We start from the raw sequence: 12,169 nt of genomic DNA, 5'->3' as shown, positions 1-12,169 counted from the left end.
AAATAAGCGTTTGTCATCACTTCTATAAATCGCTACACTTTGTAGTAAGTCTAAACAACAGTAGATAGTAGCTGAATGGTCTAGAGCCAGCATTGGTAAACTTGATATAGACCTTTCAGCTGTTTTTTAGTTCTATGGTAAACTTGATATAGACCTTTCAGCTGTTTTTTAGTTCTATTGTTTTAATAGTGATTTCATGCCGATACAACATAATAATAGGAAAGAGTATGCGCCAATGGATTGCATTAAGCTTACTGTGGATGAGCGCGATACTATTGCCTGTATCGGCGTCTGCAGCCTGCAACTCGCCTATTAAATTTGGGGCACTGACCTGGGAGAGTGGGCAGTTCACCTCCGGCGTACTGAGACATATCGTAGAAGATGGATACGGTTGTACAGTAGAAGAAGTACCAGGAGCAGGGCCTGCACTTGATACGGCGCTATCACAGAATGACATTCAGGTCATCGGGGAGCAGTGGGTTGGTCGCTCGCCAATCATGGAAAAAGCCATTGAGCAAAATAAAGTGGCCATCATCGGTGATACGCTAAAAGGTGGTGCAACTCAAGGCTGGTATGTCCCGCGATACGTCTTGGAAGAGAATCCAGGACTTCGCAGCTATCAAGATTTGCCTAAATATACTGAGCTATTTAAAGACCCTGAAGACCCTAGTAAATCTCGCTTTATGAACTGTCCCTCTGGTTGGACGTGTGAGATTTTTAACACACGTTTGTTAAAAACCACCGGCCTAGACAATCTCTTTAACAACGCACACCCTGGTACGGGTGCTGCTCTCGATGCCGAAATTGCCTCCGCTTTTGAACAGCATAAGCCACTGTTGTTTTACTACTGGCAACCCACTGGGCTAATGGCAAAATATGACCTTGCGCCATTAGAGTTCCCAGCTTATGAGGATGCTTGTTGGCAAAATCTGCTGCTCGCTGATGGTAAGATGGATTGCGTGTCAGGATTCCCAGTATCGCCGTTAGGTATTGCCGTTTCTACCCCATTTATCGAATCTAATCCTGAACTAGCGAATGTCTTTGAAAAGGTGCAATTTACCTCTGATGAGCTAAACGGTGCTATCTTGGAGATGAGCGAAAGTAAACGCACTGGCGATGAGCAGGCCATGGTGTTTTTGCGTGACAACCCAGAGGTTTGGCAAGCATGGTTATCCGATGAGGCTGCTACCAATCTCGCTACCAAGTTAGGCCTTAGCTCAACGGGTGCTATCTCTACAGAAGCAACTGCATCTAGTATCAATGCGTCAGCGCTCGCATCAAGCTTTCCTTCATGGTCGCTTGAGACCCCACTTAATAATGCTTTAGCAAACGTCGTCCAAAACTATGGCGATGTATTCCGTACTATTAGCACGATGGCGCTTACTTATCTGCTACTACCTATTGAGCGATTATTAACGGTTATCCCGCCTTGGCTGATTATTGCATTTGTAACTGTGCTTGGGTGGTTTGGTGTTCGCAAGATTTGGTTCGCGCTGGCATGTGGTGCAGGGTTGTTTTTGATTGGCGCTTTTGGATTATGGGGCGCACTGATCGATACTTTAGCACTGCTTATCGTATCGGTACTGGTCACGGTGGTAATTGGTATTCCTATTGGTATCGCTATGTCAGGTAGCAAACTGCTACGCAAGATAGTGACGCCAGTGCTAGATATCATGCAGACCATGCCGAGTTTTGTATATCTCATACCAGTGCTGATGTTGTTTGGTATTGGTAAAGTGCCTGCGTTATTTGCGACTGTGATTTATGCACTGCCGCCCTTGATTCGTCTGACGACGTTAGGGATTACACAAGTCAATCATGAAATGGTCGAGGCAGGGCGCTCTTTTGGTAGTACGCATTTACAGCTACTTCTCTGGATTAAATTGCCACAAGCATTGCCCAGTATTATGGCAGGTATCAATCAGGCTGTGATGATGTCACTTGCCATGGTGGTATTGGCTTCAATGATTGGTGCTCCGGGGCTTGGTGAAGATGTATTGCAGTCTATCCAAACGCTCAATATCGGTCAGGGCCTACAAGCAGGTACGGCCATCGTTATCGTTGCTATTATCATTGACCGTATTACGCAAGCATTTGGTCAAGGTAAGCGTACCCGTCAAAAAACCATCGAAGCAGGCAGACGTCCGATTGGATAGAAAGTTGTCTAGTGGCATACGACTGAATCCATGGTAATTGACCGAAGCCCTAATGATAAAAACCACGTGAATAGTGAGAGCACCGATGAATCATATCCAATTGAAAAATATCAGTAAGATTTATAATGCCAGTAGTACGCAAGCACAGTCTGCATTGGCATTGCTGGCTGAGGGTATGGATAGCATCAAAGTAAAAGAGCAAACGGGCTATTCAGTTGGTCTTTATGATATCAATCTAGATATCAAGGCAGGCGAGTTGCATTGCATCATGGGTCTATCAGGATCGGGCAAGTCAACGCTGATACGCCATATTAACCGTTTGATCGATCCAACCAGTGGCGAGATATGGGTAGATACTGCTTTGAATAGAGATCATACAACTCATACAACAGCTGATAGGCAATCAGTGATAGATAATATGAGTACGGTAGTAGAAGAAAGCTCTGCTGCGGCTATTAATATTTTAGCGCTCAACGATAAAGAGTTGCAGCATTATCGTCAGCAGACAGTCAGTATGGTTTTTCAGCATTTCGGCTTAGTGCCGCATATGACGGTCATACAAAATGTTGCTTATGGTCTGCGTGTTCGAAAAATGAGCGTAAGCGAGCGACATGAAACGGCTCGACATTGGCTGAATGAAGTAGGGCTATCAAATCTGGAAAACAGTTACCCTGATGAGCTCTCAGGTGGTATGCAGCAGCGCGTTGGTCTGGCTCGTGCTTTAGCAACGAACAATCCAATTTTACTAATGGATGAAGCATTCTCTGCACTTGATCCGCTCATTCGCGCTCAGCTGCAAGACCAACTACTTGAATTGCAAGAACGATTGAGCAAAACCATTGTATTTATTACCCATGATATTGATGAAGCTGTCAAAGTAGGTCAGCGTATCAGTATGCTAAATGGTGGTCGACTCATACAAACGGGGACGCCAAGCGAGTTGCGGCACAATCCTGCTGATGACTATGTCGAGCAGTTTATGAGTGCAAAATCATAGGTTGTGCTAACCATTTATGAATAGATTTTCTGGATAGACTTGTGCGTTGTCTTTATAAATATTCAACAGACCCTATTAATCGTAATCGTTTTATTAGCATTTCACTGTCATTTTGCTGCAATCAAAAGTGAACTCTGAAATAAATACCAAACTTCGTTATACTGAACGGTTTATCGATGGCTCATAATGAATGAGCGTGTATTGTTTATCGTCCACATATGATGTCGCTTTGTCTATCAAATGACGTTTGTTTCTTATTTTGCACTTTTAAGGCCATAGCATGACCGTTTCTTATGCACCTATTATTACTTCATTGCTTGATAATGATTTGTACAAATTTACGATGTTACAAGCCATGCTGCATCAGTTCCCGCAAACCCATGGTGTTTATCGCTTTCGCTGCCGTAATAATAAAGATGCAGCCTATCCATTGGCTGATATCCAAAAAGATCTAGAGCAGCAACTAGACAGCTTATGCGAATTGCGCTTTTTGCCAGATGAGCTAGAGTACTTACGTAGCTTACGCTTTATTCGCTCAGATTTCGTTGATTATCTAGAATTATTTAAGCTAAAACGCCGCTTCATTACGGTAAGTACAGACGATAAAGGTCGCCTGTTTATCGATATCGAAGGGCCAATGATTCAAGCGATGTTCTTTGAAGTATTTGTACTAGCCATTGTCAATGAGCTGTATTTTAATGCGCTATCTAATGACAGCGTGATTGAAGAAGGACAACGTCGCCTCGATGCAAAAGTAGCGCTATTACATCAGTATGCCGAAGAGCAAACCCAGTACGATCAGGATACACCGCCATTTATCGTCGCTGATTTTGGCACGCGTAGACGCTTTAGTCGACGCTGGCAAGCACACGTAGTGGAGACACTACACAAGGCTGAGCCAAATATAGTCGGTGGTACATCTAACGTGTATTTGGCCAAGCAATTAGGAATGACGCCAATAGGCACCATGGCGCACGAGTTTATGCAGGCGTTTCAAGCATTAGATGTGCGTCTGCGAGATTCACAAAAGGCCGCGCTTGAAGCATGGGTGCATGAGTACCGTGGCGATTTGGGTATTGCATTGACAGACGTAGTCGGCATGGATGCGTTCTTACGTGATTTTGATTTATATTTTGCCAAGTTATTCGACGGTCTGCGTCATGATAGCGGCGACCCTTATATTTGGGGCGATAAGGCGATTGCCCATTATGAGAAGCTAAAGATAGACCCAAAAACCAAGATTCTAACTTTTAGCGATGGGTTGGATTTAGAGAAGGCATGGGAGTTGCATCAATATTTCAAAGGGCGCATTAGAACTAGCTTTGGTATCGGCACCAATTTGACCAATGATATGGGCATTACTCCGATTAATATCGTGCTTAAATTGGTAGAGTGCAATGGTCAGCCAGTTGCAAAGCTGTCTGACAGCCCAGGCAAGACTATGATCAATAATGACACGTATCTTGCCTATCTGCGCCAAGTCTTTGAGGTTGATGAGCCAGAGTAAATCAAATCCAAAGCAATTGCATTGCCAAATGAGATTGATGCGCTTGTTTTGGCCAAACAGCTGCTACCTAGTGGCTGTTTTTTTAACTATCAACACTACTGGTAGATTTTTCTTCGGCAAAGGCTGCATCCAGTGCTTGCTGTACAGCATTGATACGAGTCTCGCAAACACGATAAGCGGCAATAGATTCTTCGACCGTTGTCATTAGATTATCAATATCAGGCTCATCCTGTTGCTGTAGTTCAGCCGCATTGGTTTTTAAGATATCATAAGCCGCCTTAAAGGTTTTTGGGGTGGCTTTTTTGCGTCGGCGAGTAGGGGTTGTCATAAAATTTCCTAATTTTTAAAGGTAAGTAGATGAGTAATCTGTAGATATTATTATTTGGTTAATTTAGAGTGTCTGAGTTTTTCGTCGCTTCTTTATCCATATTGACATCGATAATCTGTGCTTTTGCATTGCCATCTTTTAAAATAATATTGACGGTTTGCTCAGGATACAGTTGGGTACTACTAGTGAGTATTTGCTTGTTTTGAGCATCCGTGAGCATGGTATAGCCCTGCTTGAGCACGCGAGAGGGGCGATGTAATAGCACGATGTCACGTAGATGTTCGCTATCGCGCTGTGCTTGCACAATTTGCTGCTGCGCGTTCTGCATGATTGACTCTTGATAACTTTTGCTATTGGTAGCGGCTTTTGCGAGCTGTTGATGCGCCAAGGTTTTCGTTTGTGTGTATCGCTCAGCTGTCAGTCTGATTGCTTGCTTTACTTGGCGCTGGGCACTTTGTTGAATACTGCGCCACGCATAATCACTGTCTTTTCGTAGAGCGGTCAGTTGCCCAATCGTTTGCGACTGCATTTGGCTTAACTGGCGTGCGGTTTGTTGCTCAGAAGTATTCAATTGGCGCTGAGCCGCTTGCTTGATTTGCGCTTGATATTGTAGCGTCTGAGTGACGAGCTGGGCCAAGTGGTTATGGATAGCAGCAATCACCTTTGAGGGTGTGTCAAAGCTGATATGCGCCACTTCATCTAAGATGACTTTGTCACGCTCATGACCGATGCCCACCCAGACAGGAATAGGCTGCTCAGCAACCAGAGCTGCCAACTCATAATCATTGAGATAAGCCAAATCACCAACCGCACCGCCGCCACGAATAATCACTAATAAATCTGGTAAACGCTGATAAGTATCGTAAAACTGCTGCTGGGCATTAACGATGGCTTGACGGATTTCAGCAGGCGCATGATTACCCTGAAAAGTCGCATTATGGTAGTGGAAGTGACACGCACCTGTACTGGCTAAGCGATCCGCATCTGCTTGAAAATCACCCAGTCCGGCTGCCTTTTCAGGAGCGATGACCAGTACATGCTCGATATCAAAAGGAGCAGGTAGCTGTTGATTAAGATGTAATAGCCCTTCACCTGTTAGGCGGTCAACCATTTCTGCATATTGCCGTGCTAAGTCGCCTAGCGTATAGCTGGGATCGATATCTTCAATGGTGATTGAAAAGCCGTACTGGGCATGGAACCCTGCCGATACTTTGAGGAGTACGGTCAAATCACGCTCGAGCGGCATGCCAGTCGCACGTTCAAACTTAGCTAATACACGAGCAGCTTTAAAGCGCCATAGATTACCACGGCAGCTGGCGACCACTTTGCCATCGTCATCTTTTTCTGCCAGTTCAAAGTAGTAATGACCACCTTTACTCGACAGATTGCGGATTTCAGCTTTTACCCAGACACGGTGGTCAAAAGTTTGTTTGATGACCATCTCAACCGCTGACAAATAATCACTTAGGCGTAAGACCGTATCCTCTAGATGGTCTTCCTGCTCAGCGAGTTCCGCTTCTAGAGTGGCCAAATCTTTGGCAGGTGCTAATACTTTGGCCTGTTTAATATTTGAAAGATTGGGTTTGCGCATAATATTAGACCAAAGATAATGAAAATATAAAGACTGACGAGGATGTGCTGAATACGTAGCGGGTAGTTTAACTTAAAAAGGAGAGCACAAAAAGCGGAGCCAACAAGCTTTGATTGATATATTATCTATATCGCAGTTTGTTGGCTGTTTAATCAGAGAAGAATTGTATGTCACTTAATGTTAGCGATTGGATTGTTAGTCTGGTTCTATCTGCAGGTAGTTATTTTTATTGGCAACGGAAGTTAATGGTGTATTCGTAATCATCGCTACGTGACAAATCTGGTGTACCCGTGCCAAATATCGAGCCAACGACAGCTCCTACTTGGCCAACCATACGGCCAGTACGTTCGTTTAAAATACCATTATATTTTACGTTGTCATCCACGATAATTACTTGCTTGCTTCGACAAGTTTTTTGAGCACTATCGATCGCATTTTGTTGTGCCTTGACTTTGGTGTCAGCGATACCTGTTGTCTCATAGATAGAATTGGCACGCTGAATCACGGGTGAAGAAGGTGTACTTTGACAGGCGCTCAAAGCAAGTGCAGCCACTAACGTTGCCGTCAAACTGGCAGTTTTATTAAAAGTATTCATAAATAATTCCTGATTTATATAAGCAGAACGTCTTAGCTATAGGCAAAGCTTTATGAATGTAGCTTATTTAGATATTACCTGTCTAGACAGTTATTGTGTGCTGTATTACGGGTATATTGCCGATGAACCTTGCCCTAGATATAAACCAGTTTAATATCTTAAGAACAGCAATATTGCAAAACTACAGACAACCTTTATTGACCAAAAATAAAACAAGTCGCATCCGTACACAGCAAATCACTTGAAATATAAATTGTATCTAGGATAATTGAGCCATTCATTTTTTATTAATAAGTAATACTATGCAATTAATTCCTGCTCCTGCTGGCGTGCTCGAGGTTGACGCACTGTGGCAAAATGACAATCCTAATGATCCAAATACAGACATGGTGGCGCTGCTGTGTCATCCTAATCCGTTGTTTGATGGTACGATGAATAACAAGGTGGTCACCACCATGTATCGCTTTGCCCGTGATAATGGTATGCATGTGGTGCGCTTTAACTTTCGCGGCGTTGGCCAATCGACAGGCGAGCATGATTATGCGGAAGGTGAAGTGGTCGATGCAATGACCGTGCTACAATGGATTGCTGAACAAACCAATGCTCGAAAGCTATGGCTGGGTGGTTTTTCTTTTGGTGGCTATGTTACTGCACGAGTGGCTGAGCAAGTGCTTGAAGCCTCACATATATGGGGACTGGGTGACTTTGAAGTAACGAAAATCGCCCTTATCGCACCATCAGTCGAAAAAAATGACAGTACTGATATTAATTTGCCTGCGGATAGAACTTTTGAGATTTATGGTAATGCGGATGAGGTGATTGAACCTGATAATATGCAGGCATTTGCAGACCGATTAGGCATTGAAGTCAGCGTGGTTGATGGCGCAGGTCATTTCTTTCATGGTCGCTTATCAGAGCTCAAAGGTCTATTAGACAAGCATAGCTTTGGGCAGGACAGCTAAGTTTATTCATAGCTAACTCAGCTTCATAGTTTTCGTTTTGATATGGTTTAGCATGGCTTGCTTGGTAGCACCAGCATTATGCTAAATTGCCCTATTATTTTGATATTTATTTAATTCAACGATGAGTCGTATTATGAGTTTATCTCCATTGCAACGTTACGAGAAAGCCGTCAGTACAGATGAGTTTACTCGGGATGAGCAGCAATTTCAGGCCATGAGCTATCTTGATGAGATATACCATCAGCTCATCAATAGCGCACCGCAAAAGAAAGGTTTTTTTGGCTTTTTGAAATCCAAGCCAGTCGCGCCAACGGGTCTTTATATGTGGGGCGGTGTTGGCCGCGGTAAAACGTGGATGATGGACATGTTTTATGACTCGTTGACCATCGAGCGCAAGATGCGTCTGCATTTTCATCATTTTATGCAGCGTGTCCATAGAGAGCTTAACAAACTACAAGGTGAGAGCGATCCACTCGAAAAAGTCGCCGATATTATTTATAAAGAAGCGGTTATCATCTGTTTTGATGAGTTTTTTGTTTCTAATGTCTCTGATGCCATGATATTGGGTGATTTGTTCACTATGCTGTTCAATCGCGGTATTACTTTGGTTGCCACTTCAAACATTGAGCCAGCTGGACTATATAAAGATGGCTTACATCGTGACCGTTTTATGCCTGCCATTGCGGAAGTTGAGCGTCATACGAGGGTAATGAATATTGACTCGGGAATTGATTATCGTCTGCGCGTATTGCAACAAGCTGAGTTATACGAAGCACCGCTTACTAAGGCGAACTACCATTGGTTAGCCAACCGTTTTGCGAGCTTGTCGAATAATCAGAAAATTAGTAAAGAGCCCATTACTATCAATGGACGAGAAGTAAAAATCAACGCTTGTACCGAAGATATCTTATTCTGTGACTTCCGTCATCTCTGTATGGCACCGCGTTCAGCCGCTGATTTTATTGAGCTTGCCAAACGCTTTAGCACCGTTTTAGTTGACTCTGTGCCAGCACTAGATGACGACTTGCGTGATCCAACGCGCCGTTTCATTTATCTCGTCGATGAATTTTATGATCGCCGTGTGAAATTATTGGTACGGGCAGAGCAGCCGATTCTAGATTTGTATCAAGGAGAAAAATTGGCGTTTGAGATTGAACGTACTCGTTCACGCCTGCTTGAGATGCAGTCAGAGGACTATCTACGCATGGACCACCGAGTCGAAGATGTTGCGTAGTTTATCGCTGAATTGAGACTGCCTATGTGTAGCTCTCAATTGCTCTATAGCTGTTAAAAAATAAGAAAATGATATTATAAATAATAAGTAGTGATAGATAATAATAAATAAGGATAAAACAGTGACTATATCAGATAATGAAAGCCAAGAAATAGAAGGCAAAAAACTGCCTGTGAAGAACGTAGTAGCGAATGATATCTCATCTACCAGTGATGAGCTGATAGGTTGGATAAATTCAAGACGCAGCATGGGCAATCTAGATGAGCCAGCACCGACGCGTGCGCAGATTGAATCTGCCATTGAATGTGCGGCAACTGCGCCAGATCATAAAAAATTGCGTCCTTGGCGCTTCATCGTGACGCAAGGTGAGGCGCGCCATGAGTTAGGCCGTGCCTTGCTCGAAGCTGCCCAAGCAAAAGCGCTACAAGATGGCGAAGAGTTGTCTGAAAAGACCATCACTAAAACTCAAAATATGCCGCTGCGAGCGCCGCTAATCATAACGGCTGTGACTCAAATGCAAGAGCACAAAAAAGTGCCACCTTTTGAGCAGATGCTCAGTGCGGGTGCTGCTGTACAAAACCTAATTTTGGCATTAAAAGCTCAAGGGTTTAGTACCGTTTGGCGCACTGGGCTGCTGTGTAATGAGCCTGCAGTAAAAGCGTATTTCGGTGTAGGCGAAGATGATTATGTGACCGCTTTTGTTTATACTGGCACAAGTCCCAAGGATGAGTCCAAACGCAAACCTATTGATATCGAACCGCTAGTTCGCTTCGAGTCGTAATGTAGCTCAGTACTGTCTATTAATAAGATTATAATTTCATAAAGTTGTAATTCAAAGATAATAAGGCCAGTCGCTGAGCACGATAGATTCAATTGATAATACGTCAGTCAACACGGATAAAAGAACATGACAAGTCCTAACAATAGTAATAAAGACAAAACCAGTGCTAAGAATGAGACGGACAAAGAGTCGTCTGAAAAGCAGAACGGTATGCTTGCAGGTATTTTTGAGCGAGCAACCAAGTCAGGTCTCGGCCGTAAAAAGTCAAACCCTAGCTCTGTTGAATCAGCTGTGGCAAAAGACATGGCAGAGATTCATAGCAACCCTACCAAGCTGCGTTTGGCGTTTTTAGGTGGTGGTAGCTTTGGTACGGCAATGGCAAATTTAGCCGCACGTAATGGCTGTGATACCACGCTGTGGGTACGTAATAAGCGCACCGTAAAAGCGATGGCAAAAACACAAACCAATAAGAAGTATCTACCAGGCTACAAGCTTGATGATCGATTGAAATACAGTCATGATTTGGCGGCAAGCGTCAAAGATAAAGACATTATTTTTATCGCTGTGCCAGGTTTGGCCTTTCGCGAAACGCTAAAAAACATCGCGCCTTTTATCAGTGGTCAGTCTATTGTGTCGTTGACTAAAGGTATGGAAAAAGACACCTTTGCGATGATGAGCGATATCATCAAAGAAGTGTTGCCAGAAGTGAACTTTGGCGTCATGTCAGGGCCGAACCTTGCTATCGAAATCATGAAAAATATGCCATCTGCTACGGTTATCGCAAGTGAGTCGGAACCATTACGTCATGCCGTACAAGCAGCATTACACAGTGCCTTCTTTAGAGTATTTGCTAGTGATGATATACGCGGCGTCGAGCTTGGCGGCGCGCTAAAAAACATCTACGCAATTGCCATGGGTATGGCGGCAGCTTACAAAGTAGGTGAGAATACTAAGGCAATGATTCTTACTCGTGCTTTGGCAGAAATGAGTCGTTTTGGTGTTGAAGAAGGCGCCAATCCGCTCACTTTCTTGGGCTTGTCAGGGGTAGGCGACTTATACGCCACTTGTAGCTCAGAGCTAAGTCGTAACTATCGTATCGGTAATATGCTTGGACGCGGTATGAGTATTGATGCTGCGGTCAAAAAGCTTGGCCAAACTGCTGAAGGGGTAAATACCATTCAGCAAGTACATGAAAAAGCGACCAAAGCGGGTATCTATATGCCAATTACTCATGCGCTCTATGCGGTCATTTATGAAGACAAAGCTGCTCTAGGCGTTGCATTGCATCTAATGGAAGCAGGATTCCGTAGCGATGTTGAGTTTGTCATGGCGCATGATCATAGCAATGCTGCGCTTACCGCTCATATGAAAACCTCTGGTAGCAATACCAAAAGCAAAGACGGTGATGCTGATAAGTAAGACATACCATTAAAAATCAGTATCAAGAGAGTCGAACTTAGCGCTCCAAGGAAGGTTATGAAAATTATATTAGTACGTCATGGTCAAGCAGAAGACGAAACACGTCCAGATAGCGCGCGTCAGCTGACGGACTTTGGTCAGCATCAAGCAGCACAAACGGCAGAGTATGTGACCACTCACTATAGCCCAGATCGTTTTGTGGTTAGCCCTTATACGAGAGCGCAGCAGACTTTGTGTGCGTTCCAGTCACGAGCACCGCAAGCCGCCTCATCTGTGCAAGACAATATCACGCCCTCGGATGATGCTCGCCAAGCTCTGATAGACATTGCCAATATTGAAGCTGAGTGCTTGGTCGTTGTTTGTCATATGTCTATCGTCGCCTATATCGCGGGATTGCTGACAGGCGATTATCCAGAATCGTTCTCTCTAGCGGAAGCCAGAGTGTTTGATATGGAATTTGTGATGACTGGCATGGCAACGGAAGTTGATCGTTTTGTTCCTGACCAGCCTTACTAGACTAGATTTCTAATATTTTGTTTATATGTAACTTGCTAGAGCATAGTTGATTGAATATAACGGATCTGAAGTGGCATTTGCGA

11 protein-coding genes are annotated in these 12,169 nt (G+C 43.9%); 8 read left to right on the top strand and 3 right to left on the bottom strand.

Annotation, left to right across the window (positions count from 1 at the left end):
* Positions 1-227: 227 nt before the first annotated feature.
* The 3 genes from HCZ91_RS00905 (at position 228) to pncB (ending at position 4,660) form a co-directional block, all read left to right on the top strand.
* On the top strand, positions 228-2,156 hold the full coding sequence (locus HCZ91_RS00905; protein ID WP_179797404.1) for a glycine betaine ABC transporter substrate-binding protein: 1,929 nt from the start codon (positions 228-230) through the stop codon (positions 2,154-2,156).
* A gap of 85 nt (positions 2,157-2,241) precedes the next feature.
* The gene (locus HCZ91_RS00900) at positions 2,242-3,153 is read left to right on the top strand and encodes an ATP-binding cassette domain-containing protein (RefSeq protein ID WP_179797401.1); all 912 of its coding nucleotides are present in this window, start codon (positions 2,242-2,244) and stop codon (positions 3,151-3,153) included.
* A gap of 280 nt (positions 3,154-3,433) precedes the next feature.
* Positions 3,434-4,660, top strand: coding sequence for a nicotinate phosphoribosyltransferase (gene pncB / locus HCZ91_RS00895; protein WP_179797399.1), 1,227 nt, complete (start codon positions 3,434-3,436; stop codon positions 4,658-4,660).
* 82 nt (positions 4,661-4,742) lie between these two features.
* On the opposite strand, the gene xseB is transcribed toward pncB, so the two are convergent.
* The 3 genes from xseB to HCZ91_RS00880 all read right to left on the bottom strand — a co-directional run bounded on the left by xseB (position 4,743) and on the right by HCZ91_RS00880 (position 7,174).
* Positions 4,743-4,988 (bottom strand): exodeoxyribonuclease VII small subunit, encoded by a 246-nt coding sequence (gene xseB, locus HCZ91_RS00890; RefSeq protein WP_134292509.1) that lies wholly within the window; start codon positions 4,986-4,988, stop codon positions 4,743-4,745.
* Positions 4,989-5,046: 58 nt separating this feature from the next.
* The gene (gene xseA / locus HCZ91_RS00885) at positions 5,047-6,579 is read right to left on the bottom strand and encodes an exodeoxyribonuclease VII large subunit (RefSeq protein ID WP_179797397.1); all 1,533 of its coding nucleotides are present in this window, start codon (positions 6,577-6,579) and stop codon (positions 5,047-5,049) included.
* 226 nt (positions 6,580-6,805) lie between these two features.
* Positions 6,806-7,174 (bottom strand): hypothetical protein, encoded by a 369-nt coding sequence (locus HCZ91_RS00880; protein WP_102090963.1) that lies wholly within the window; start codon positions 7,172-7,174, stop codon positions 6,806-6,808.
* 302 nt (positions 7,175-7,476) lie between these two features.
* On the opposite strand from HCZ91_RS00880, the gene HCZ91_RS00875 reads away from it, so the two are divergent.
* The 5 genes from HCZ91_RS00875 to HCZ91_RS00855 all read left to right on the top strand — a co-directional run bounded on the left by HCZ91_RS00875 (position 7,477) and on the right by HCZ91_RS00855 (position 12,086).
* Complete coding sequence (locus HCZ91_RS00875; RefSeq protein WP_179797395.1) at positions 7,477-8,136, top strand: alpha/beta fold hydrolase; 660 nt, start codon at positions 7,477-7,479, stop codon at positions 8,134-8,136.
* A 133-nt stretch (positions 8,137-8,269) separates the two neighbouring features.
* On the top strand, positions 8,270-9,370 hold the full coding sequence (zapE, locus tag HCZ91_RS00870) for a cell division protein ZapE (protein ID WP_179797393.1): 1,101 nt from the start codon (positions 8,270-8,272) through the stop codon (positions 9,368-9,370).
* 151 nt (positions 9,371-9,521) lie between these two features.
* Positions 9,522-10,151, top strand: coding sequence for a nitroreductase (locus tag HCZ91_RS00865; RefSeq protein ID WP_346342168.1), 630 nt, complete (start codon positions 9,522-9,524; stop codon positions 10,149-10,151).
* A 126-nt stretch (positions 10,152-10,277) separates the two neighbouring features.
* On the top strand, positions 10,278-11,570 hold the full coding sequence (locus HCZ91_RS00860) for an NAD(P)H-dependent glycerol-3-phosphate dehydrogenase (protein WP_179797391.1): 1,293 nt from the start codon (positions 10,278-10,280) through the stop codon (positions 11,568-11,570).
* 57 nt (positions 11,571-11,627) lie between these two features.
* A complete protein-coding gene (locus HCZ91_RS00855) occupies positions 11,628-12,086 on the top strand; it encodes a histidine phosphatase family protein (RefSeq protein ID WP_179797389.1) in 459 nt (152 codons plus the stop codon).
* Positions 12,087-12,169 lie beyond the last annotated feature (83 nt).

Origin of the sequence: Psychrobacter sp. BI730 (assembly GCF_013414195.1) — a bacterium.
Taxonomy (GTDB): domain Bacteria; phylum Pseudomonadota; class Gammaproteobacteria; order Pseudomonadales; family Moraxellaceae; genus Psychrobacter.
Note: the sequence above shows the minus strand (reverse complement) of the source record. Positions and strands in the feature narration are given on the sequence as shown.